Genomic DNA, 24,847 nt, shown 5'->3' with positions numbered 1-24,847 from the left:
TACCTGTTACTCGGATGTGATAACAATATGATTGGCTGCTTGAATTGCATTATGTTTAGCTTGTTCGGTGGTTGCTGCAGTCGCTAACGCAACGCCCATACGGCGACTAGGTTGTGCGTTAGGTTTACCGAATAAGCGGATTTCGCTGTTTGGCACGGCTAAAGCCTGTGCCAAACCTTGGTAAATAGGAGCTTCTATTGGTTGCGTGCTTAAAATAACAGCACTGGCACCGTTCGCTTTTAGGCTAGTATCAACAGGCAAGCCTAAAATAGCGCGGCAATGTAGCTCAAACTCACTTTGTTGTTGCGTGGCCATTGTGACCATGCCGGTGTCGTGTGGTCTTGGACTAATTTCACTAAACCAAACTTGGTCTTGGTTAACAAACAGCTCTACGCCAAATAAACCTAAACCGCCTAAACCTTCAGTAATTTTTTTGGCAATGTCTTGCGCGCGTTGCAAAGCAAGGTCTGACATGGCTTGTGGCTGCCAGCTTTCCCGGTAATCGCCTTTTTCTTGTCTATGACCAATAGGCGCACAATAATGGGTTTCAATTTCACCTTGTGCGTTTAATGCTCTAACAGTTAATAACGTGATTTCAAAGTCAAAATCAATTTTAGCCTCGACAATTACTTTACCGGTATCGACACGTCCAGCCGCTTTGGCATAATCCCAAGCGGCTTTGAGCTGACTGGCATCGGTGACATAGGATTGACCTTTACCAGACGATGACATCGTAGGTTTAATAAAACAAGGCAAGCCGATACGGTTTAACACTGCGTGTTCTAATTCTTGATAGGATTCGGCAAACGCATACGCCGAAGTCGGTAGTTGTAAGGTTTCTGCGGCTAATACGCGAATACCTTCGCGGTTCATGGTTAAGCGCACGGCATTGGCATTCGGTACAACCTTACTACTGCCTTGTTGTTCAATAGCGATGAGTGCGTCAGTGGCAATCGCTTCTAATTCAGGAATAATAAAATCAGGCTGTTCGGCTTTTATCAGCGCCGTAACGGCATCGGCGTCGGTCATATCTATCACATAAGCTTTATGCGCGACTTGGTGAGCTGGCGCGTTGGCATAGCGGTCTACGGCAATAACTTCAATGCCATAGCGTTGTAAGGCAATGGCTACCTCTTTGCCTAGCTCGCCGCTGCCTAGTAGTAATGCTTTTGTTGCCTGCGGTTGTAGCGGAGTGCCTAACTTCATTGCTTGTTCTCGAGATAATGGTCTATGTCTTCCTTGGAGAAGCCGATTTTTTTCGCCACTCTATCGGCATGACTGACTCTGGAAATACCGGTTATTAAGCGATACGTTGGTGCTTCATCGGCAAATTCGACTTGCATCGCTATGCCTTGGCGTTTTTTGATAAACGCATCGACTAATTGATGATTATGGGTGATAAGCAACGTGGTGTTGCCTTTGCGATAAAAGCCGTTTAAGACATTCGTCGAGGATTCCATTTTTTCTTCAAACGTCGTGCCTTCTGATAATTCATCGAGTATCACTAAACTGCGCGCGCTAGAGGCTAAGAAAATATCTTTTGTGCGCTTTAATTCCGTACCAAAACGTCCTTCACCATCATCTAAATGGCTAATTTCTGGTGCTTGATAAAACACTCTATCGGCACAGTTAACTGGGCGGCTTGTGCCGGTATAGGCGAGCCGGTTTGTGCTAATAATTGAATTTGTGCGATGGTTTTGCAAAATGCGGTTTTGCCGCCGCTATTAGGCCCGGTGATTAACAATAAACGCTCATCAGTTAAGCTTAAATCATTACCCACATAATCAGTGATATGTGCACCTAATACCGGATTTTTGGCTTGTGTCAGCGTCAGCGCAAAGTGTTCGCTATCGGTAAACGTCGGCAAGACTGTTTCATGTGGGAAACGCTGAGAAAACTTAACAAACGACAGCAATTCATCGAGTTGACCTAACGCATCCAGTGCGGCTGCGACGTCTGGCGAGGTTTTATATTCCTTACGCAACGGAATAATACAATGGTCACGGTCGAAACCACCGACTAATGGGATATATAACAATAAGAATGGCGTTAATAACAAGGCTTCGTCAGGAATCGCCGAAAACAGTGCCGTTGGTGCAAAATGGCTTAATAACCAATAAATAATGGCGGCAGCGACAAAGAGGAACGGCTTAAACAAGCGCGGTACAAATGCGACGGCGGGCAACCACGAATGCGCCCGTTCTTGTTTGCTTTGTAAGCTGTATTCAGTGACATACACCGGCTCAGTCATTAGCGAATAAGCACGGCTTTGACTAAACGCATTAAACGCATCGAATAACCCAGTTAAATACGGGCTGTTAGGTCTATCAACCGAAGCTAAACGCTCGCTGATTTCGGGTAATAGCTTCACGCCTTTTTTATAGACATGATAACCATAACCTTCGATTTCATGCTCGCTTCTCGCTGTGCCAAACGTCCCCAGAAAACTGCCAAACAACAATAAATAAAAACTAGGTTCGTGATAAGCCGCATCATTGACGATAGCATCTAGCGTCGCCATAAGCTCTGGTTGGTTTTGTAACTCAGTGACCGCTTGCTGCTTAGCTTCGATAGCGCTTTTATCAGACAAAGGTTGCGCCAGAGAGCGATATAAACAGGCTTGACCGGCTAGGGTTTGTGTGTGATTAACCGCGCTAAACACCTTATCCACTTCAATCGTTTGAAAGGCTTCTGCGTCAATCACGCCGTTGCCCGTTTCTAACGGTTTACTCGCTTTAATGTCAGGCCAGTCTAAATCCTGCCATGTGGTTAATAAGTCGCTCATCATCACACCTGTTTAAAAGGTAAAAACGGGTTACCAACTCAAGACGAGACAGGTCATTCAGAACCCATAACGCCAGGGATGGCGTGTAGTAGGGCAACGCAGGAGCAGTTGCCGAGGACGCCGTAAATACATCCCTGTAGGCTTGGCGGCAGCATCCCTGCTGCCGACACCTGCGTTCTAAACGCCCTGTCTCGTCTTAAGCGTGTAGCCTATAAAAACGCAAACCAGACCTAACAGTCACGCCAAAGTTCGCTAAATCCTAAAAATATAGTTGGCTTTCAAGATAACTCAAGTACGTTTTTTAGTACGTTAACATGCGCTAACGAAGCATTTAGCGCTGGAATATAGCAATACGCTTGGCCGCCAGCGCTTAAAAACAGCTCGCGATTGGTTATCGCAATTTCTTCCAGGGTTTCTAAACAATCGACGGCAAAGCCTGGACATACCATATCGACGCTAATGATGCCTTGTCCCGGCAAGGCTTGTAACGTCTCTACGCAATAAGGTTTTAACCATTCGGCCTTGCCAAATCGCGATTGGAAGACTAGCTGCCATTCGCTAGGCGTTAGTTGCAAGGCGTCAGCGATTAACTGGGCAGTACGTTGGCATTGATGGTAATACGGGTCGCCCCAGGTAACCAGTTGCTTAGGCAAGCCATGAAACGACATCAGTAATACTTGATTACGACCGTGTGCTTGCCAATGTTGCTGGATTTGCTCAGCAACAGCGGCAATATAGGCCGGATTATCATGATAATCGCTAATGAATTTGAATGTGGGAATATGCCGCCAACGATTAAGCTCTTTAACTAAATCATCGTAAATCGATGCGGTTGTCGTCGATGAATACTGTGGATACAGCGGTAACACAATGATTTGTTTTACGTTTAAGGCTTTAAAATGGCGTAACTGCGTAGCGATAGACGGTTCGCCATAACGCATAGCATAAGACACGACAACATTTGATGCTTGTTGTTCGGTTCGCAATAGCTCTGTTACATCATGAGTCAGAAAGCTTAGCGGTGAGCCGCGTTCAGCATTCCAAATGGCCTGATACGCATGAGCGGATTTAGCGGGTCTAAACGGCAAAATCACGCCATGTAAAATCAACCACCACAAAGGTCTTGGTAGATTAACTACGCGTGGATCGCCTAAAAAAGTCTTTTAAAAATTTTCTAACCGCTGATGTGGTCGGTGCGGTGGGTGAACCTAAGTTCGCCAGTAAAATGCCAGTATCAACCTCAGCCATAATTAACGATTGATTAAGTTTAAGAATTCCGAACGCGTGCTGATGTGCTTGCGGAAAATACCGGTCATCACCGATGTAGTCATCACCGAATTTTGTTTTTCCACGCCGCGCATCATCATGCATAAGTGCTTAGCTTCAATCACGACTGCCACGCCACGCGCGTTAATCGCCGTTTCTATCGCATCAGCAATTTGCTTTGTTAATTTTTCCTGAATTTGTAAGCGTCGCGCATACATATCGACGATACGCGCGACTTTGGATAAGCCTAAGACTTTACCTTGTGGCAAATACCCCACATGACATTTACCAATAAACGGTAATAAGTGATGTTCGCATAACGAGAACAACTCAATATCTTTAATAATGACCATGTCCTCGGTATCGGCAGTAAATATTGCGCCGTTGAGAACATCTTCTAAGGTTTTTTCATAGCCATTATTAAGAAATTTAAAGGCTTTGGCGGCGCGTTTAGGCGTATCGATTAAACCTTCGCGGTTTAAATTTTCGCCAACGGCTTCAATGATTTTGGCAAAATGCTCTTCCATGTTTGATAGGCTCAAAAAGTAACAGTAGTAGGGCAGTATACATCAGGAATTGTAAATGTTAATGCTCGTAACACTACCGATTCATCCGCACCTGGTTTATTGGCATAATCGCTTAAATGTCGCCGCCAAGCTCTAGCGCCGATTTGACCATGAAACAAGCCTAATAGATGGCGAGTGATGCTGTGTAAACGCACGCCTTTAGCCAATTGCTCTTGTATATAAGGGATTAATTCCTCAACCACTTGTTGACGGCTTTTAATCGGCTTATTATCGGCGAAAAACCGTTGGTCAACACCCGCGAGTAAATAAGGGTTATGATACGCCTCACGCCCAACCATCACACCATCGACCTGAGTTAACAAGATTTCAGTTTGCGCTAACGTGGTCACGCCACCGTTTAAAATAATCGTTAGTTCAGGAAAATCGCGTTTAATCTGGTACACCACATCATAGCGTAACGGTGGAATTTCACGATTTTGCTTAGGCGATAAGCCCGATAAAATGGCTTTACGCGCATGAATAATAAACGTCTGGCAACCGGCTGCTTTAACAGTGGCGATAAAATGCGCTAATTCCTCATACGAATCTTGGTCATCAATACCAATACGGCATTTAATCGTAACCGGTAGCGAAGTCGCACACTTCATAGCCGCTATGCAATCGGCAACTAATTCAGGCGTTGCCATTAAACACGCGCCAAAACTACCATTTTGCACTCTATCACTAGGGCAGCCGACATTAAGATTGACTTCATCATAGCCAAACTCTTCCGCCATGCGCGCACATAACGCTAATTCTGAAGGCACGCTACCGCCCAGCTGTAACGCCACATAATGCTCGCTAGGATTAAATGCTAAGAATCTAGCCGCATCGCCGTGAATCAATGCACCTGTTGTGACCATTTCAGTATATAAACCCGTGTGTTGCGACAACAAACGATGGAAAAACCGACAATGGCTGTCGGTCCAGTCCATCATCGGGGCGATGCAAAAGCGGTGTGGGGTTTGGGTGTGGTGAATCATGAGGTGTTTAGATAATCTTGTTAGAGCTACTTATTATCTTGAAAAAGACCTTAAACCGTAAATTTTAAAAGCAACTTAGTAACGAGTGGCAGTTTAATGCTAGTTGTAAGCCGGATTATCAAACATTCGCTTAACGCTTACGAATACTGATAAAGAAATAATTTAATGTCTTTACTATGTGCAGATTATAATGCTAGTTAACAAGTGTTTATACTCAACTTCAAGAATGTCATCTCAAGCGATAACACCATTATGAAACCTAATATCGTCGTCTCTTGTCTTTTCTGTGTAGTTCTATTACCGATACCGCTTGCATTGGCAACCGACAGGCCGCAGCTCCTATCTGAAAGTTTATATGCCCATCGTACGGAAAAGCCGTTCAATGATGCACCCTATTTCGATAATAACTATCCTGAAACAGTGTGGCATAAGCTATTACTTAGCATGGGTGTTGAAAATCCAGGGCTGTTAAATACTGGATATGGTTTTTCAGACTGCCGATACGACTCGGCATTAACGATTCTGCAACAAATTCGGCAAGAGCTAGGCGAGTCTAGTTCGTATGAAAAACTCTGGGCTAAAAATCAAGATGCTGTTTTTTCCAGTTGCGATAACCGGAAACGAGATGCGGTAATACCCAAAGCCATTGATGTCAGTGAAAAGTTACCCAAAAGAGCCGGCAGTGATTTTTTATATCAACTGGCGAGCTGGCATTTTTATCGCCATGAATATGACAAAGCGTTAGCGTTATATCAGCAAGTTGAACATGATACCAAGGCACCGCTGCAAGCGTTTGCCGCTTACATGACCTTACGCTGCCTTAAAAATATGGCTCATGCCGATGAAGCCTATGAAAAAATTGACCAAATTCAAGCCAATCCTACTTTAAAATCGGTACATGACATCGCCGCTAATTACAAATTTATTATTATGAATTCTAATGGCTGGACTCACACCTATATAACGCCTGAATTAGCTACGAAGCATTTCCGTTGGTTGATGACTATCATCAACGTTTCACCGTTAAACTCGACTGATTTACGGCTAGCCATTCACGATTATTTTGATGCCTTAGAGCAGCTCGACCGTTTCTTTCCGTTGTACCACCCAGAATCACAATCAGTCGATTGGTGGTTAACTGACGAAAGCATTGGTGTTTCCACGCGAATGCAAGCGGTCAAAGCATTGGCATCGAACAATGAAATCGTCGATTGGCTGCAAGCAAAGTGGGCTTATAACGTTTTTAACCACGACTGGCTTTGGGCTTTGCATCAAAATGATGCGGCGTATTGGCAACAAAATAAAAATATTGTCGAACACGCTTGGCAGCGTTGGCAACAAAACCAGGCAGGGGAATGGCTGCAAATCGCTATTCAACGTGTGCATCCCAACGATCCGCGTGCGCAGGCTGTTATTAAAATCGCATCACCTTATCTAACAAAACAATGGCAAGGAGAAACCAAAGAATATCGTGAATGGTTATTTGAACTATGGAAGCATCTCATCAGATTACAGCTAGGGCTTAAGCACTATTCCGACGTTATTGCACTGATTGAGCAATATCCTAATTTTAGAGAGGTATTTCCTACTAAAAGAATTAGTATGGATTATTACGAATATGCATCTAGCTTAGAACAAGGGTTGCGTTGGCTGGTTTATACGGGTGAAATTGACCAAGCTCGCCGTCTGTTAAGCGCTATTCTAAAGCAATATCCCTATGGCTTTAGAAATTGGCGTGTGTTATTGGCTGCAAATTGGCCAGAAACAGTTGCTACCTACTATGATGCCAAAGAATTTAGCGGGTATTTCAGCGAATATATCGGTAATCGCGACGATCTTTGGCAATACATGGTTAACTTATTACCTGCTAATCAGTTCTTTAGTTTAGCAAGTGACCCTCATCTTCCTGAAATATATAAAGCCTATCTTGCTAGAGCCGCTTTAACGCGCGCTTTTTTACTGAACGCGGATGACGGCTTAATTGATCGTTTCGCCGTATTAGTAGCCAAGTATCACCCTGCCATTAGAGAGCCGCTATTAACCAGTATCAGTCAACATCAGAGCAGTGATTATGTCGATTTTATGCTGCGAATGCCGCGTTTTCGCCCGATACCGTTTACTATGGAGTTGGCGTTATCAACACCCGAAACTCTGGATTTAACGGCTATTGATGTTTATAACCACAAAGACAATAACTGGTGGTGCCAATTTGATAGCGAAGCATTGGAAAATAAGGTGTATCAAGCAGCTAAAATTATTCCTTACAGTGACAAAATTTTTCTTGCGGATGAAAACTCGGATGAACTAGCACCTTTTATTAATCGACAAAAAGATTTTCTTATGCATCATCCTTACCACCAATTAATCGATAAAGATGAAATCAACAAACTTGAAGCTATCCCAGATGCGCCTGAATACTTGACTCAATCAGTGATCGCGAGGGAAATAGACTTGCCTATTAAGTGGGTGTTTTGGCTTTCAGAAGCCAGTAAAAATCAACATGCGGCTAATTTACATCGCGCTATCAGGACTACTCGCTACGGTTGTGTTGGTCACGCTGCAAGTTCCCAACGAGCTTTCAATATTTTGCATAAACAATACGGCAATACCATTTGGGCAAAAGCAACGCCATATTGGTTTGAACACGGCGGCGCTAACTCACGAAAATCAATGTTTTTAAAATCAATTCGATGTAAACAAAAAAATTGCCAAAAGTCAGTGAATTAATATGTAACAAATTGATTTAACAATGTATTAAATATTCAAATAGGTAACCTTGAGTCTAATCTCACTACTGTATCAGTTTTCTAAACAGGATATTCGTCATCTAACTGTCACTAAACTACGCTAGCTTTCTTAATTTTCCCAAGCCAAAAAAAGGTTTCTCTATGACTAACACATCATTAATTACTCTAGGTGTTTTATTAGCACTGGCACAGCCGGTTTTCGCTAAACTGCCTAATGGTATTGCTAGCGGCGATACTACCGCCACGTCAACAGTGCTTTGGGCGCGTAGCAGTTTAGCCGGTAATGTCAGGTTTCAAGTTAAAGATGCTGAAACAGTTGTGACCGATCAGCAAGTGGTTGTTACCCAGCCGTTGATTCCCGCTAAGCTGGCGGTTACTGGGCTAAGCGCGGGTAAAACCTATAGCTATACAGTAACCGACCCTAAAGGCCAAAGCTTAACGGGTTCATTTAAAACAGCCCCTGCTGGAGGCCAGGTTGGTTTAAGCTTTGGCGTGTCGGGCGATTGGCGCGGTGAGTTAGCGCCTTATCCGGCATTAAAAAATGCGATAGCTAAGTCGTCTGACCAGAACTTAGATTTCTTTATCAAATTAGGCGATACCATTTATGCTGACCATGAAAGCCCGGCTGTTCCTAAGGGTTCCGCAGAGACGTTAAGACAGTTTAGATTAAAACATAATGAAGTTTATGGTCGTCATTTGGGTCGTAATACCTTTGCTAATTTACAACAGCAGGTCTCCATCTTCTCGACGATAGATGACCATGAAGTCAGAAATGATTTTTCGGGTGGCGCGTTGGCCTCGGCGTGTGCGTGTTTTCCAGAAACTACGGGGTTAGTCAATCAAACTAAGTTATATCAAAATGGTTTACGGGCATTTTTTGATTATAACGCCATTGCCAATACTTATTATCCGGCGATAGGTGATGAATTAACTGACGGCAGGCCGAATTTATACCGTGTGCAACGTTATGGCACTACCGCTGGTGTTTTCATTTTAGATGCACGCTCATTCCGTGATGATGAATTAGATGGCGTTAGTGATATTAGCAATGCAACACAGATTGGAACGTTTATTGCCAATTCATTCGATGCGACCACGGAGACGACGCGCACCATGCTTGGTCAGCGCCAATTAGCGCAATTAAAAGTCGATTTATTACATGCGCAAGCCGATAACGTGGTTTGGAAGTTTATTGCTGTACCAGAGCCGATTCAGAATTTAGGTGTATTAGCGGCTTCAGATAGATTTGAAGGTTATGCCTCTGAGCGCTCAGAAATATTGCGTTTTATTGATGAAAACAAAATCAAAAACGTGGTGTTTGTTTCTGCTGATATACATGGCACGATTATTAACGATTTAACCTATCAACGCCGGGAAGACGTGTTGAACGCATTAGCGACTTCTGGCAACCCATTAGCTGCGCCGCATTATCAAACCTCAGCGTTTGAAATTACGACTGGCTCAGTAGCCTATGAGCCTGCTTTTGGTGATGCGGTACTAGGTTTGTTAGGCCAAGTGCCAAACGGTAATGTGCTGTTAGCACAATTATTTGCCATCGTCGGTGTCAGTGACATGGCGGGTTTTAATGCTTTACCTATGGCCGTTAAAAATGAGACGTTAAAATCGGTTATCAATCTACAGCTAACTAATTTGGGTTATACCCCCATCGGTTTACAAGATAACCCTAAAATCGACGCCACATTCGATGCCAACGCTAATGCGACGGCGGCGTTATTTTCTTTTGGCTGGAGCCGCTTTGATATAGATGCTGAAACACAAGCTTTAACCATCACAACTTACGGTATTCCAACGTATACAGCTGAAGAATTAGCCGCTAACCCTGCTGAAATTATTAAACGTAAGCCTAGTGTGTTAAGTAAATTTACTGTACACGCTCAACTTTAAGCACGATGAGTTTGCCTAGAGTGGATTTATTGCACTCTAGGCCACGCTTGCCATCCATGGCACTGGATTTCGGCAATCCCTGCCGGAATGACGGGTAGTGCAAAACTATGAGTTCTGATTGGACAGTTTAAATTCAAAAACACTACTGCTCCCGCAACACCTTAAGCGGTGCCTGATTAACCACTCTGCGCAAACTCCAACTGCCGGTAAAGCTTAACAGCACAGAGGCTAAGGTCGGCACGCTTAACGCTAACACGAGATTAATGTGATAGCTCAAGTCTAATAGCTGAGTGTATAACGCATACAATAAGATTTCTGATAGCGTAACGGCGATAAGCCCAGCAATAGCACCGAGTAATGCGAATTCAAGCCGTTGACTGGTGACGAGAAGTTTTCGTGAAGCGCCGAAGGTTCGCATAATGGCACCGGTTTGTTTACGCGCATCTAAGCTGGTTTGTAGCGCGGCAAACATGACGGTAAAGCCTGCCGCAAGCGCAAAATACAAAATGAAATTCAGCGCTTGTGATAGTTGTAACACGATGGTTTTAAACTGGGTTAACAACGGCGCGACGTCTAATAAGGTGGCGTTAGGAAAGCTTTGCATGATTTGGTTTAATACGTTTTTTTGGTCGTCAGGTAAATAAAAACTAGTGATAAACGTATGCGGTTGCTCATTCAGTGTGCCTGGTGAAAATATCATTAGAAAATTCGGCTTCATGGAGTCCCAGCGTAGGCTACGAATACTCGCCACTTCAGCTTTGATGTGCTCACTGCCTATGGTGAATTCTAACTGGTCACCTAGCGTAATACTTAAACTGTCTGCTAGTTTTTGCTCTACTGAGACTAAACCGGGCTTAACACTTGACCACCATTGGCCTTGATTAATCTGGTTATCTTCTGGAAGCTCGTTACTCCAAGTTAAATTAAGCTCGCGATGGGTTGCATTTTCGCCTGCACTATCTTTACGGACAAAGCGCTGTACCGGTTGCTCGTTAATGCTGATGATGCGGCCGCGCACAACGGGGTAAAAACGGCTGCTAGTCAGTTGTTGCTGATTTAATAGCTGTTGAAACGTGGATAATTGCTCAGGAAAAATATTCAACGCAAAATGATTAGGTGCTTGAGTGGGTAATTGTTGTTGCCAGTTTTTTAATAAATCATTACCGATGCTGTAACACAAGCTCATTGCGCTTAAGCTAATCGCAAATGCCATGATTTGGCTTAGTGTCGCTGTAGGTTGTTGCAGCAAGCTACGCAGGGTTAAACGCCAAATTAACGGCGTGTGGGCTGAAACTTGTTGTGTGGCGCGAAGAATCAGGAATATCAACGCGCTTAATAAGGAGACACTCACTGAGCCTACACCTAAAATTATCGCGGTCATGCGTAAATCTTGCGTGTAATGCCAAAGTAATAGACTAATAATGATTAAGCTTAATCCTATGCTTATCCAGGTGTTAGTGGGCATAGGCGCTAAATCCCGCCGTAATACGCGTAAGGGTGACACATGTCGTAATCGGGTTAACGGGGCGACGCCAAAGCCGATGAGCAGTAAAAAACCAATAACAAAGCCGTAACTAGCGACTGTTAAATCCGTGTCGGCTAATGGTTTGGGTAAAATATCTTGTAATAATAAAAACAACACATGTTGAGTTAGCCAGCCTAACCCAATGCCAAGACTACAGGCAATCAGACCTAGGCTAATCAGTTGGCTGATAAACAAGCCTAAGATAGCGTTTTGTGAGCAGCCGAAACAGCGTAGTAACGCGACATTATCAAAATGGCGTTCTGCATAACGCGAGGCTGACATTGCAATCGCGACACCGGCGATGATAATAACGAGTAAACCCGCTAAGCTGACATAACGCTCAGCGCGGCTTAGTGCCGAGCCGACTTCAGGCCGGTCTTGCTCTATGTCTAATAACCGTTGTGACGGCGTGAGCTGGGGTTTTAGCCAGGTTTTAAAACTGTTAAGCGCGGATTCGCTACCGCTGAATTGAAAAAAATAATGCACATGACTGCCGGGTTGCAGAATATGCGTCGCTGGTAAATCGCTATTATTTATCAGCACGCGCGGTGACATGCTAAAAAAGCCGACTTGTCTATCGGGTTCATAAGTGATGATTTTTTCTACGCTTAACGCCAGTTCACCGACGGTAATATTGTCACTTAGTTTGATATGTAATGCTGATAAAACACGCTCATCGACCCAGGCCTTACCCGGTGCTGGACCGTGATTTTCAATCTGTTCAGCATGGTAATCTGTGATTATGGTTTTTAGTGCGCCACGCAGCGGGTACTTCTCTGTGACGGCTTTGACGCTAGCGAGTAGCATGTCGTCGTTATGTACAATGACACTGGTGAAATCTAACGTATGGGCGAGTTGTAAACCGAGTTGCTCGGCTTTTGCCTGCCAAGCGTCTGGTATTTCATCTGGGCTAGCAATGGCTAAATCAGCGGCGATAAATTCCGCTGTTTGTTTTTGCATACTGCGCTCTAGGCGCTCAGAAAATAACGTAATAGCGCTAGTACAGGCGACGGCTAAGATCAGCGCGATGAGCAATAAGCTGAGTTCACCCGAGCGTGTATCTCGCCACAGTAAGCGTAAGCTTAAGTTAATGTTCATGCGAGTACTCCCGCATTAAGCTTTATCGTGCGTTGGCAATGTCCGGCTAGCACCGTATCATGCGTGACTAAAATCAGCGTGGTATGGTGTTCTTGATTGAGCGCAAATAATAAATCGATGATATGAGCGCCGGTTTTGCTATCTAAATTACCGGTGGGTTCATCGGCGAAGAGAATAGCCGGCTCTCTGGCAAAAGCGCGCGCTAACGCGACGCGTTGTTGTTCGCCGCCGGACAGGGTTTTGGGTTTATGGTGGAAACGTTGGGCTAAACCGACGCGGTTTAATAAGCTTTCAGCAATGTCTTTGGCATGAGTTTCACCGGCTAATTCTAGCGGTAGCATGACGTTTTCTAACGCGGTTAAACTGGGTAATAGCTGAAATGATTGAAATACAAAACCAATCAGCTGATTGCGCACTAAAGCGCGACCGTCTTCGTCTAGTGCGGTGAGTTCGTGACCATTGATGACGATGCGGCCTGTGCTGGGCGTGTCTAGTCCGGCTAATAAACTTATCAGTGTTGATTTGCCCGAGCCAGATTCGCCAATAATTGCGACGCTTTCAGCGGATTTGATTATCAAATCTATCGATGACAAGATATGTAAAATTCCATCTGAAGTTGTAACGGATTTGCCTAAGTTTTCCGTTATGATAATTTCTTGTAAAACGTTCTGATTGAGTGTGCATAATGTCCAAAATGTTAGTGGTATTCGTCATGCTATTTATAGCATTACCGGTTCGCGCCGAGACGCCAGTCATCGTGATTTTAGGTGATAGTATTAGTGCTGCCTATGGTTTTGAGCAAGCTCAGGGTTGGGCGGTGATATTACAAGACAAATTAAAACAAGCCCAATTGCCGCATCATATTGTTAATGAAAGTATTAGTGGTGAAACCAGTGCGGGCGGTTTAGCGCGTTTAGATAAGATTTTAAGCGCACATCATCCAGCTTATGTCCTAGTTGAGCTAGGTGCAAACGATGGCTTACGCGGCTTATCACCGTTAGCGATGAAAGCGAACTTAACCGAAATTATCGCGCGCTCGCGTAAAGCCGGTGCCAACGCCATGTTATTAGGCATGAAAATTCCACCTAATTATGGCAAAGCCTATATCGAAAAATTTTATCAAGTGTATCCGGAACTGGCTAAAGAGTTAGCCGTTCCGCTAGTTCCATTTATTTTAGAACACGTCGCGTTAAAACCTGAGCTCATGCAAGCCGATGGTTTACATCCTAATGCACGAGCCCAACCGTTTATCGCTGACACAATAGCCTCTTATTTGTTCCCATTACTTAAGGCCGAGACCCGCTAATGACTGCATTATCGTTAAAACAAGCGAACCAAATTATTAATACTGCTATTCATGTAGCTAGAGAATTAAACCTAGCGCCATTGACTGTTGTGGTTTTAGACACCGCAGGTCATTTAAAAGCCATGCAGCGCGAAGATGGCGCGACGGTTATCAGACAACAAATCGCTATTGCCAAAGCGTGGGGCGCGGTTAACATGGGGGTGTCATCGCGTAGTCTAGCGGCGGTGGCTGAAAAAAAACCAGAGTTTATGAATGCCTTAGTGAGTATTTCCGATGGCAAAATCATGCCGGTACCGGGTGGTGTGCTAATTAGAGACGCCGAGAATAAGCTATTAGGTGCTGTGGGAATTAGCGGCGATGTGTCTGAGCAAGATGAGCGTTGCGCGATTGCCGGTATTGAAGGTGTCGGGTTTTTCGCGAGTGTTTAATATATCCCTGAACCGTCATGTGCGTTTTTTGAGTAGGGTACGCTGTGCGTACCATTAAAAAAATCGTAATAAAATCAATAAAAAGGTACGCGTAGCGTACCCTACAGTGGGCAGCAAAAACCTATAAAGTATAGCTACGCTGGGCAGTCGGCATTGCGCCGACGCCAGCGGGCTTCATTAAACAGCTATACCAACTTGTAACGCATCAAACCAATCTAAAAAACGTTTGACATCATCGCCTTTGAAAATCCGGCCATGTTGCGGTGCTAAGATGTCGATGTCTAAATTTCTAACCCGCTCAATCCAGGCGCGTTTAGCGTGGTTTGACGGCATCCAGCGTTGGTGGTAGTAACGCATTTTTTCGACATGTGAATCGAAATGCTCAACATACATCGGCGCACTGGCTGATTCAAAGGCTGAGCCAACTTTACCCGACATTAAAATTTTGGCTTGCGGGTCGTAGACATGGAAATTAGCCGGTGAGTGTAAGTAATGCGCAGGAATAAGTTGTAATTCTACCGATTCCAATTTTATCGTACCGCCATTATCCGAAATACCGACATATTCGATGGATTCGCAACCTAAATGGCGTAAATAGCCTTCCCATGCGGCGGGGGCGTGTAGTTTAGCCCCTGATAAGGCTTGATCCCATAAGCCTAACGATGAAATAACGTCGGGGTCTTGATGTGATGCGAATAAATCGGTAATTTGCTCGACAGGCGCATGATGCAATACTGCAGCCATCATAGGGGCAAATAATTCCGCACCACCTGGCTCTAATAACAAACAACGATTTGCAGTGCGCACAGCATATTGATTGCTATCGACAATCTTAGCGGGTTTGTTCTCATCGCGCCCAAACATAATCCATTGATGTGAGCCTTCATATATTTTTGTCATTTTCATGAAAACACTACCTTTTTTAGTTATCAACTGTTGCGATAAAGTGATAATGCGATTCTGCAACGTTGCACATTATCATGAATAGTATGCGCGGCCTTATCGACACTTTCGGCGACGGCTTGTAAGCTTTGTAAATATTCACCGGCTTGTGACGCTTCTATACGCGAGTTCGCGGCAATAACGCGCGCAGCTCTGGCATGATGCATGACGGCTTCTAATTGATCTAACAATTGTTTAACGTCGCGTTTAAACTGTCGTTGGCAGTTTTGCATAGAGTTTTTGGCATTTTCCAGCGGTTTTTGCATAGACGCTGCGTAAGGTGCGTTCGCGGCACTTTTTAGAGACTAACTCAAGCTTGTTATAGACTAACGTTCGCCTATATTCGTTGACCGTTAAGCGATATAACGAGAGCGCATAAATATTAATCGCCGTAACTAGCTCAATGGTTTCTTTAGCCAGCTCATTAATAAAATCGGTTATCGGTTGAAAGCCTTTGGCTTTGTCACCGGCTCTAAATGCAATCGCTTTCGCGTTGGCCGCCGCCAGTGAAATTTCTTTAGCAACAACCATGACCGCGCTTAATTCTGAGGTAATCGATGCGACGGCAACAAATTGCGATTTAGTTTGATTAGTCATAGTCGTTCACCGGTTAGTTAGGTTTCAGTTGTTTAACTAAAGTAAGAATTTTATTCGCGACTTCTTCAAGCGGTACAACGTAGTCGGTACAGCCCAATTTGTAAGCCGCGCCAGGCATTCCCCAAACGACACAAGATTGTTCATCTTGGATGACGGTGAGTGAGCCTACATCATGCATTTCTTTCATGCCCAATGCGCCATCTGAACCCATGCCCGTTAATAATACCGCAATCGCGTTTGTGCTGGCACATTTAGCGACCGATTGAAATAAAACATCGACAGCGGGTTTATGGCGGTTTACCGGTGGGCCATCGTTTAGATGAATAACATATTTGCCGTTTTCTTTGACGACTTGCATGTGTTTATCGCCGGGTGACACATAAATATTACCGTCTTCGACAAGTTGTCCATGTTTTGGAATAGATGCCGTCATTTCCGTGACTAAATCGATATGGCGCACAAACGATTCGCTAAAGGCGGCCGGTAAATGTTGTGTAATAAATACCGGTGGAGTGTTAGCCGGTAAGCTTTTAGCAACGACTTTAATCGCTTCGGTGCCTCCGGTTGATGCGCCTAATGCAATGATTTTATTGCTAAAAACTTGGCTTTTCTGGCTGGGTTTAGCAACAGCCTCTGTCTGATGTCTAACAGCCGCCGCTTCGTTGTCTCGAGTTTTAACTGGACGATAATCTAAGTTTCGTACATTGGCTTTAGCCGCCGATTTAACTTTGGCAATAATATCATCTGCATATTCATTTAAGGTTTTAACGACATCGACTTTAGGTTTAAACACAAAATCTACCGCACCTAACGCGAGCGCTTCTAATGTTACTTCGGCGCCTTTTTCCGTTAAGGTCGAAATCATGACCACCGGTGTGGGCCTTAAACGCATTAAATTGCGTAAAAAAGTAATGCCATCCATGTGCGGCATTTCTATATCTAAGGTGAGTACGTCAGGGTTTAATTGCTTAATCATATCCCTAGCAATTAATGGGTCTGCGGCCGTGCCAATGACTTCAATATCAGGGCATGATGATAAGACTTCCGTTAATATTTTTCTGATTAAGACCGAATCATCAATGATAAGTACACGTATCTTATTCATATTCACAACCTAAAACCTGTCTTAAGAGTGTTGAAGAGTGATAACACAACTATGTCGTCCTTTTGAAATTAGCTTTTGATGCCATGATAACTTTTTCTATGATTTCCTCGGCATAGTCATTTAACGTATGTTCGACATCAACAACGGGTTTAGCAATAAAGTCAACAGCGCCTATCGATAACGCTTCTAATGTAATGTCCGCGTTATGTTCGGTTAGCACAGAAATCATCACGACGGGCATAGGCCTTAATCGCATCAGATTGCGTAAAAAAAGTAATGCCGTCCATACGCGGCATTTCTATATCCAGTGTTAACACGTCAGGATTTAATTGTTTAATCATTTCTCTAGCGACAAAAGCATCTTCGGCAGCGCCTACGACTTCTATCTCAGGAGAGGAATTTAAGATTTCTGTTAACACTTCTCGGATAAGCAAAGAATCGTCAACAATCAGTACGCGTACTTTTTCATAATAGTTATAAAGTGTATCGATGTTAAAACAATTCAACATCGCCGCCCACAGGCGCATCTTTAAGTTGTTCAAAATATTGACGTTCTCTTTGCACAATGGTCGCATTGTGTAAATCTTGAATCTTTTTCATGCCGACTTTACCTGTGCGTGGAAAGTAAATAATTTTGCGTGGATAAATATCGCCTAAATCCTGAGATAGCAACTTTAAGCCTTCAGTATCGATATACTCAAGGACAAATTCAATGTTTTTGATACCTACGTCGGTGAGCGTAGGAATAATTTTTCCGCCGCCAAACACCTTAACTTCCAAGTTTTTTCGTTTACCACCGTTGCTTAAAATCGTATTAATCAAATGCTCCATAGCATAGTTGCCATAACGCGTAGCATTATTAACCAGCATGTGACTTTGCTGACGTAGCTTTTCGGTACTCGTGACCGGGAGCATAAAATGGTTCATACCGCCTATACCGCTTTCTTTATCGCGGATACAGGCGGAAATACACGAGCCTAGCACTGTCGTGATGAGTTCATTTTCTTTGGTGACATAATATTCACCTGGCAATAATTTTGCCGCAATAATGCCATGCGTGTTATCCATGTAGCGGTTAATTTGTTCAAAACCAGCAATGGAAGGGCTGTCTATGGGTTCTTTGTTACTCATGGTAATTACTTTATTTTCCGGTAACTGGTGCAAGCCACTAATTCCAAATCCGTTGATAATTGGCTTAAAGATTCGGAATGACCTATGAATAACCATGACCGACTCGCTAAAATTTCGGCATAGCGTTTGGCCAGCGATGCTTTGGTTTCTCTGTCGAAATAAATCAGAACATTACGACAAAAAATAAAATCAAACGGGCCTTTCATGGGCCATTCTCTAATTAAATTTAATTGTTTAAAACGAATAATTTGTTTTAATTCGGAACTCATTTTGACGTGTTCCGGGTTATTTTTATTGCGTAAAAACCATTTTTTGACGCGTTTTTCATCAATGCCAGTAATACGGTCTTCAGTATAAATTCCTTCTTCCGCTGTTCTTAATACGGCCGTATCTAAATCGGTTGCCAGAATTTTAATATCCCATCCTGCTGGTACGTTTTCTAATAACGTCATAGCAATTGAATAAGGTTCTTCACCAGTAGAGCAACCTGCTGACCATGCTTTAATCGTGCGAGTCGCTTGGTTTCTGACTAATAATTCAGGAATTACGGTATCGCGTAAATAGTCGAAATGATGATTTTCTCGAAAAAATGAGGTTAAGTTAGTTGTGATAGCATTAATAAAATCGGTAAATTCTAACTCAGGATTTTGCTCTAAATAATCACAATATTCCTTAAACGTCGTAAAACCTAATCGTCTGACTCGTTTAGAAAGCCGAGAATAAAACATATCAAAACGTTCATCGGGTACTTGTATACCCGAGTGTTGGTTCGATAGTCTTCTAAGAAAATTAAAATCATCGAAGGTAAATTTAAACTCTCGTTCTTTCTCTACGACGGCCATGTTGGTTTGCTTATCTCAACGGTTGAGTATCATTTAATGTCAAGCACATCAAGTAAGCCCAGCAACTTAACCGATTCATAAAAACGCGGCGAAGGTGAGTCGAACAATAAAATCTTATCTAATTTGCTCACGTCTTTTTTTTAATGCCACCAGAAGCTGTAACGTTGTGGTATCAATAGAATTCACTTCGGAAGCGTTTATTTCAATTAAGTCATTAGCTGCCAACACTTTTTTCAAGCGTTGATGTAATCGACCGACATTTTGAATATTTTGCAAAGGCTCCAGCAAAACCGGGCTTTCGGCGCTGATTTCATCTTCAGTCTGTTGCTGTTCGGTCGTGTCATCAATCATGGCGGCCTCTTCATCAGGTTCAGAGCTATTTTCTGCTACGAGTTCTGGGTCAATATCACTGTCTTCATTGTCTTGGCTCGTCATCAAACCGGTAGCCGCTAAAATATCATCGCTAGGTTCGGTTACATCGGTTTGCTCTTGCTCCATCCATGCTAAGGGGTCGTAGCCTATAAGACTATTTTCTTCATTATTTGCCATACATTACCTTGCCTTCTATAAAGTCAGTTGCAAGCTTTTGAAAATCCAATGCTGAACGACTACCGGGGCTATATTCTAATACAGTCTTGCCAAAGCTAGGGCATTCGGCTAAGACGTTAGTTTCTTTAATAACGGTTGCTAAAATTGTGTTGGGAAAGTGGTGTAGCAATAGCTTTAACACTTGTTTAGATATTTTCCGATTAGGCGTGTAACGCGAAATGACTAACCAGAGTTTAAATTGTTTGGTCAGTGATTTTTCAAATTTTTTCACAGTGCCCATTAAGTGCGATAAGCCTTGCAATGCCATGAAATCGCTAGTCATTGGGATTAATAATTCGTCAGCGGCGAATAACGCATTGACCACTAATAAGCCTGATGACGGTGGGCAATCGATAAAAATATAATCTTGCTGGCTTAAACCTGAGGCTAACGCTGTTTTCAACATATCGCCACGATGTGGACTGCTGCTATTTAATTGCTCGATTTGCATCAGCTTAGGCCCGGAAACGATGAGCTGCAGGTTAGACCTGACCGGTAATACAACTTGCTCCAACGTTTTCTCGCCTAACATAACGGCGTCAATACCGTCTTGGCTAGCATCTCGAATACCTAATGACACGGCTAAATGACCTTGCGGGTCTAAGTCAATGACGGTTACCTTTTTTCCCGTTTCAGCAATAGCGTGACACAAATTAGCTGAAGTCGTCGTTTTACCGACCCCCCTTTTTGGTTAACTATTGCGACAACTCTCACGGACTACTCCAAGCCATCCAGGCTTTCAAGTTCATCGGGATTTAACAATTTATCGACATCTAACAACATAATCATATTTTTTTTATAAACATGCATACCGCGCATATAACGAGTATCAATACGCGTACCGAAGTTAGGCGCTTTTTTTATCTCATCCAGCTTAATGTCTAGCACGTCAGATACCGCGTCGGCGACAATGCCCATAACAAACGTGCTGTGTAAATGCTTAACACACAAGACGATGACGACAGTTTTCTGGTTGTAATCGCTATGTTCTAACGCAAATCGGTCTCTTAAATCGACGATAGGTACTACTGAGCCTCGTAGATTTAACACGCCTTTAATATAGGGCGGCGTGTTAGGGATGACCCGGACGGGTTCCCAGCCTCTAATTTCTTGGACTTTTAATATGTCCACACCATACGCCTCACCAGCTAGTTGAAACGTTAGAAATTGTTGAATGTGATTAGATTCCATCGGATTATTTTTAGCATCTATGGCGTTATTCATCAAATTTCCTTGCAGCTTGTAACCTCCCCCTTTAGGGAGAGTCGTGAAAGTTGAAAACGAGGCGAGTGCCTTGTTATCTTCTAGTAGCCCCCTCGTTCACGGGGAGGCAAGCCACCGGTCTCTATCTGTCGGTGGCTTTGTCATCCGACAGATGAGGTCGGTTGTGGATTGAAACATGTTAAACACCTTGAGTGAAGTGTATTGCAGAGGCAAGGTAAGCAATGCCTACCTTGCGGCTACTAACAAGGGTTGCTATTAAAATTCTTCCCATTCGTCGTCGGGGCTAGGTTTTGATGTTAATGGCGATTTTAGTGCTGGCGCTGGTTTATTGGGTACGGTTTTAATGGGCGCTGGTTTAGACGCTAATGCCGGTTTAGTTTTGTGCTGCGAGTTGAGTTTAAAGAAGTTTAATAACTTAGTCATATTTGACGCTTGCTCACTCATCGATATGCTGGCTGCAGAGGCTTGTTCCGCTAAGGCCGCATTTTGTTGAGTAATTTCATCCAATTGCGCAACGGCTTTATTGACTTGTTCTATGCCTGCCGTTTGTTCGGCGCTGGCTTTAGCGATTTGATTGACTAACTCACTGGCTTTGCCAACACTTGAAACGATTTCGTTTAACGCCGCACCGGTTTCATTAACCAGGGCACTACCTGCGCGCACTTTTTGTACGCTGTTTTGAATTAACTCGCTGCTTTGCTTGGCTGCCGTCGCGCTACGTTGTGCTAGATTACGCACTTCTGATGCGACGACTGAGAAACCACGGCCTTGTTCGCCAGCGCGAGCCGCTTCGACTGACGCGTTTAACGCTAATAAGTTGGTTTGGAACGCTATTTCGTCAATAACAGAGATAATCTCAGCAATTTGGCTGCTGCTTTCATTGATTTCTTGCATCGCGCTAATCGCCGATTTAACGACGTCACCGCCTTTTAATGCTAACTGCTTAGCGGAATCGACCGAATCGCTGGCTTCATGGGCATGGGTCGCGGTGTTTTTAACAATGCTGGTTAATTCTTCCATGCTAGCAGCAGTTTCTTCTAGGTTCGCCGCTTGTTGCTCAGCCCGTTGCGATAAGTTGTTATTACCGGAAGAAATTTCTTGTGCTGAGCTATCGATAAAGTCTGCAGCGTCACGAATTTGCACAAAGACTTCACTAAATTTAGCAATGGTTTCATTGATATTGTCTTTACACTCGCCGTATACACCGTCGTATTGATTAGTAATGGTGCGGGTTAAATCGCCGTTAGCGAGATTACGCATGGTAATGCCAATATCGCTAAACACTTTTTCTAAAATTTGGTTAGTTAAAGTGATTTGAGTCACATCAGTAGCAAACTTAACGACTTTATAGGGCTTGCCATCCAAATCTAAGATAGGGAAATAACTAGCACGCAGATAGACCACTTTACCATTTTTGCCAAACCGTTTAAATTCGCCAGTATCAGCTTCGCCACGATTTAAGCGTTCCCAAAAAAATGTTTATATTCGGCGCTTTGACCATAGATAGGCTCAGCAAAGAGGCGGTGATGTTTACCTTTAATTTCATCTAAGGTATAACCCATAGTCTCTAAAAATAAGTCATTAGCATCGATAATGGTGCCGTCCATATTGAATTCAATGACGGGTTGCGATTTTCTAATCGCGGCAACTTGACTGACAAAATCTATATTTATTCTATTCTGTTCGTTCAAATGCTTTTCAACCTCGTGCTCTAAGGCAAGGTCGGCGTTAAATAGTGTACCCACACTATATATAGCACGGTAACAATCGCCAATTTGATCAGTACGGTCTAAATCGACATTGGCTTTAAAATTGTGGTTGAGAAAACGGTATGAGACTCCGATGATGGTTTCCAGCGTAGCATGTATAAGCCGGTATAAGTTAACGGCAAGAAAGCCCGATAACAGTAACGACAAAGCAAAAATTGAACTTAACAGATAATCTTGTTCACTTAGCAATTTAACTAATAGGTAGCTATTCGGTATTAAGAATAACAGTCCAATCAAGGTAAATTTTTTCCATAACGCGATTTCGCAAAATTGTTTTTTTATAGCTGCCCAGCCAGTAGGCCGCATAGACACTTTATTAGCGTTTAATTTTTGGTAAAACTGTTCGGCTTCATCGATTTTTTCCCGCTTAGGTGGGTAACGTACCGATAGATATTCTTGTAATTGACCATTGGTATAAACCGGCACCACATTGGCTTCAACCCAATAATAATCACCGGATTTGGTACGGTTTTTCACCATGCCTTTCCACGGTAAGCCTTTTTTTAAGCAGCTCCACATGTCTTCAAAGGCAGCGGGTGGCATGTCAGGGTGACGGACAATATTGTGCGCTGAGCCAATCAGCTCTTCGCGACTAAAACCTGAAGTCTCGACGAAAGCATCATTAGCATAAGTGATAACGCCTTTTAAGTTAGTCCTGGTGACTAAGAAAGTGTCTTTAGTTAATAGCACTTCTTTATCAGTAACGGGCATGTTTATTTTCATTATTGTTCCCTCCGTTTTCTAACGGTTATCCCATTATGCAGTTTCGGTTTGATCCAATTCTTCTAGGTGTAGTAATTTATCTACGTCTAATAACATGACCATGCGTTCATTAACCGACGCTAAACCGTCAATAAATTCGTTGCTAATCTTGGTGCCAAAATCCGGTGCGTTTTGTATTTTAGTCTTATCTATCGTAATGACATCGGAAACCGAATCGACGACAACACCCATGGTTCTGGGTTTTTTACTGTCGCCGGTTTGTAACACGACAACGACAGTGAGTAACGTATAGTCGGCGTTTTTTCAGTTTAAAGCGTTCGCGTAAGTCGATGATAGGAACGATAGAGCCGCGCAAATTGACCACGCCTTTTTCATACGACGGTACGTTGGGAATTCTCGAAACCGGCTCCCAGCTTCTAATTTCTTGTACGCGCAAAATATCAACACCATATTCTTCCTTGCCTAAGGCAAAGCTTAAATATTGCACATCGTTATCCAGTTTTTTATTGTAATGGTCTTGCGCGTGCTCTTTAGTGTCTTGGCTTTGAATTTGATTTTCGCTCATTGTGTTAAGCTCCTTGATAAAGTGTAGAGACGCAAAACATTTCGTCTCTACAGGCTAGCGATTAGACATGCGTACGAGTCCTGGCACGTCTAGGATTAACGCTACAGAGCCATCACCTAGAATTGTTGCGCCAGATACGCCTTCAACTCTTCGGTAGTTGGCTTCTAATGATTTAATCACGACTTGTTGCTGGCCTAATAAGTCGTCTACGAATAAACCGCATAATATGCCTTGACCTTCGACAACCACAATGACGCCTTCAGCATTTTTATTAGTAGGATGTTTGCTTTGTACGTTAAAAATTTGCTGCATCCTAATGATAGGTATGTACTGGTCACGCAAACGAAAAGTTTCGCCTTTGCCAGCCACTTTATTTAACATCTTTTCTGTGATGTTAATAGATTCAATAATCGATACTAACGGCACAATATAGGTTTCATCACTAACCGCTACCGATTGACCATCAAGAATCGCAAGCGTTAGCGGCAAATGTATCGCTATCGTCGTGCCTTTGCCTAATTCTGAGGTAATATCGATGTTTCCACCTAACGCTTCGATATTACGCCGTACCACATCCATGCCGACGCCACGCCCCGAAATGTCAGTGAGCTTTTCTGCCGTAGAGAAACCGGGCATGAAAATGAGTTCAAAGGCTTGTTTGTCGGTTAGTTGCGCATTGTCATCTAAAATGCCTTTTTCTATGGCTTTGGCAATAAGTTTTTTCTTCTTATCCATGCCGTTACCATCATCGG

General features: G+C 43.4%; 21 protein-coding genes and 4 pseudogenes. 4 read left to right on the top strand and 21 right to left on the bottom strand.

The features are described 5' to 3' along the window. Positions 1–6 precede the first annotated feature (6 nt). The 5 genes and pseudogenes from purT to dusA all read right to left on the bottom strand — a co-directional run bounded on the left by purT (position 7) and on the right by dusA (position 5,600). Positions 7–1,206, bottom strand: a complete 1,200-nt coding sequence (gene purT / locus VZ94_RS06295; protein ID WP_045778586.1) for a formate-dependent phosphoribosylglycinamide formyltransferase — start codon at positions 1,204–1,206, stop codon at positions 7–9. Beyond that, positions 1,203–2,785: pseudogene (locus tag VZ94_RS06290) on the bottom strand (MutS-related protein). Before VZ94_RS06290 ends, purT begins: the two are co-directional and overlap by 4 nt. Before the next feature lie 278 nt (positions 2,786–3,063). After that, positions 3,064–4,033, bottom strand: a pseudogene (gene hemH / locus VZ94_RS06285) (ferrochelatase). A 2-nt stretch (positions 4,034–4,035) separates the two neighbouring features. Continuing rightward, positions 4,036–4,578 (bottom strand): GTP cyclohydrolase I FolE, encoded by a 543-nt coding sequence (gene folE, locus VZ94_RS06280; protein ID WP_045778585.1) that lies wholly within the window; start codon positions 4,576–4,578, stop codon positions 4,036–4,038. Positions 4,579–4,589: 11 nt separating this feature from the next. Beyond that, a complete protein-coding gene (gene dusA, locus VZ94_RS06275; RefSeq protein WP_045778584.1) occupies positions 4,590–5,600 on the bottom strand; it encodes a tRNA dihydrouridine(20/20a) synthase DusA in 1,011 nt (336 codons plus the stop codon). 252 nt (positions 5,601–5,852) lie between these two features. Here dusA and VZ94_RS06270 point away from each other — a divergent pair, with 252 nt between their 5' ends. Next, the gene (locus VZ94_RS06270; RefSeq protein WP_131655481.1) at positions 5,853–8,327 is read left to right on the top strand and encodes a hypothetical protein; all 2,475 of its coding nucleotides are present in this window, start codon (positions 5,853–5,855) and stop codon (positions 8,325–8,327) included. 161 nt (positions 8,328–8,488) lie between these two features. After that, the gene (locus VZ94_RS06265) at positions 8,489–10,252 is read left to right on the top strand and encodes an alkaline phosphatase D family protein (protein WP_052700264.1); all 1,764 of its coding nucleotides are present in this window, start codon (positions 8,489–8,491) and stop codon (positions 10,250–10,252) included. A 142-nt stretch (positions 10,253–10,394) separates the two neighbouring features. On the opposite strand, the gene VZ94_RS06260 is transcribed toward VZ94_RS06265, so the two are convergent. Then, entirely contained in the window at positions 10,395–12,875 is a 2,481-nt protein-coding gene (locus VZ94_RS06260) for an ABC transporter permease (RefSeq protein ID WP_045778582.1), read from the bottom strand. After that, complete coding sequence (locus VZ94_RS06255; RefSeq protein WP_109867661.1) at positions 12,872–13,528, bottom strand: ABC transporter ATP-binding protein; 657 nt, start codon at positions 13,526–13,528, stop codon at positions 12,872–12,874. The genes VZ94_RS06260 and VZ94_RS06255 overlap by 4 nt, the downstream gene beginning before the upstream one ends. 32 nt (positions 13,529–13,560) lie before the next feature. On the opposite strand from VZ94_RS06255, the gene VZ94_RS06250 reads away from it, so the two are divergent. Both VZ94_RS06250 and VZ94_RS06245 read left to right on the top strand, forming a co-directional pair. Next, the gene (locus VZ94_RS06250; RefSeq protein WP_045778580.1) at positions 13,561–14,181 is read left to right on the top strand and encodes an arylesterase; all 621 of its coding nucleotides are present in this window, start codon (positions 13,561–13,563) and stop codon (positions 14,179–14,181) included. After that, a complete protein-coding gene (locus VZ94_RS06245; protein WP_045778579.1) occupies positions 14,181–14,609 on the top strand; it encodes a GlcG/HbpS family heme-binding protein in 429 nt (142 codons plus the stop codon). Before VZ94_RS06250 ends, VZ94_RS06245 begins: the two co-directional genes overlap by 1 nt. Positions 14,610–14,786: 177 nt before the next feature. Here the strand turns inward: VZ94_RS06245 and VZ94_RS06240 are convergent, their stop codons facing one another. The 14 genes and pseudogenes from VZ94_RS06240 to VZ94_RS06180 form a co-directional block, all read right to left on the bottom strand. Continuing rightward, positions 14,787–15,515, bottom strand: coding sequence for an oxygen-binding di-iron domain-containing protein (locus tag VZ94_RS06240; protein ID WP_045778592.1), 729 nt, complete (start codon positions 15,513–15,515; stop codon positions 14,787–14,789). Between the two features lie 23 nt (positions 15,516–15,538). After that, positions 15,539–16,148, bottom strand: a pseudogene (locus tag VZ94_RS33095) (chemotaxis protein). Between the two features lie 13 nt (positions 16,149–16,161). After that, positions 16,162–17,253: a protein-glutamate methylesterase/protein-glutamine glutaminase gene (locus VZ94_RS06230; RefSeq protein WP_045778578.1), complete on the bottom strand. Its 1,092-nt coding sequence runs from the start codon at positions 17,251–17,253 to the stop codon at positions 16,162–16,164. 49 nt (positions 17,254–17,302) lie between these two features. Then, positions 17,303–17,485 carry a hypothetical protein gene (locus VZ94_RS33090; protein WP_439097705.1) on the bottom strand — a complete coding sequence of 61 codons (183 nt, stop codon included), beginning with the start codon at positions 17,483–17,485 and terminating at the stop codon, positions 17,303–17,305. After that, positions 17,457–17,762, bottom strand: coding sequence for a response regulator (locus VZ94_RS06225; protein ID WP_439097704.1), 306 nt, complete (start codon positions 17,760–17,762; stop codon positions 17,457–17,459). Before VZ94_RS06225 ends, VZ94_RS33090 begins: the two co-directional genes overlap by 29 nt. Further along, positions 17,746–18,384: a chemoreceptor glutamine deamidase CheD gene (cheD, locus tag VZ94_RS06220; protein ID WP_045778591.1), complete on the bottom strand. Its 639-nt coding sequence runs from the start codon at positions 18,382–18,384 to the stop codon at positions 17,746–17,748. The genes VZ94_RS06225 and cheD overlap by 17 nt, the downstream gene beginning before the upstream one ends. A 5-nt stretch (positions 18,385–18,389) precedes the next feature. Next, positions 18,390–19,226 carry a CheR family methyltransferase gene (locus VZ94_RS06215; protein WP_045778577.1) on the bottom strand — a complete coding sequence of 279 codons (837 nt, stop codon included), beginning with the start codon at positions 19,224–19,226 and terminating at the stop codon, positions 18,390–18,392. 114 nt (positions 19,227–19,340) lie between these two features. Beyond that, positions 19,341–19,775 (bottom strand): STAS domain-containing protein, encoded by a 435-nt coding sequence (locus VZ94_RS06210; protein ID WP_052700263.1) that lies wholly within the window; start codon positions 19,773–19,775, stop codon positions 19,341–19,343. Next, the gene (locus VZ94_RS06205) at positions 19,765–20,466 is read right to left on the bottom strand and encodes a ParA family protein (protein WP_239649680.1); all 702 of its coding nucleotides are present in this window, start codon (positions 20,464–20,466) and stop codon (positions 19,765–19,767) included. The genes VZ94_RS06210 and VZ94_RS06205 overlap by 11 nt, the downstream gene beginning before the upstream one ends. A 65-nt stretch (positions 20,467–20,531) precedes the next feature. After that, positions 20,532–21,038, bottom strand: a complete 507-nt coding sequence (locus VZ94_RS06200) for a chemotaxis protein CheW (RefSeq protein ID WP_045778576.1) — start codon at positions 21,036–21,038, stop codon at positions 20,532–20,534. Between the two features lie 255 nt (positions 21,039–21,293). After that, entirely contained in the window at positions 21,294–22,298 is a 1,005-nt protein-coding gene (locus VZ94_RS06195; protein WP_082081416.1) for a methyl-accepting chemotaxis protein, read from the bottom strand. A 197-nt stretch (positions 22,299–22,495) separates the two neighbouring features. After that, positions 22,496–23,530, bottom strand: coding sequence for a PAS domain-containing protein (locus VZ94_RS31720; RefSeq protein WP_109867660.1), 1,035 nt, complete (start codon positions 23,528–23,530; stop codon positions 22,496–22,498). Positions 23,531–23,563: 33 nt separating this feature from the next. Beyond that, positions 23,564–24,095, bottom strand: a pseudogene (locus tag VZ94_RS06185) (chemotaxis protein CheW). Between the two features lie 54 nt (positions 24,096–24,149). Then, the coding region (locus tag VZ94_RS06180; RefSeq protein ID WP_045778575.1) for a chemotaxis protein CheA at positions 24,150–24,847 on the bottom strand (698 nt) is incomplete at its 5' end.

Source organism: Methylocucumis oryzae, from assembly GCF_000963695.1.
In the GTDB taxonomy this organism is placed as follows: Bacteria; Pseudomonadota; Gammaproteobacteria; order Methylococcales; family Methylomonadaceae; genus Methylovulum; species Methylovulum oryzae.
This window is presented reverse-complemented; position numbering and strand designations above follow the sequence as displayed.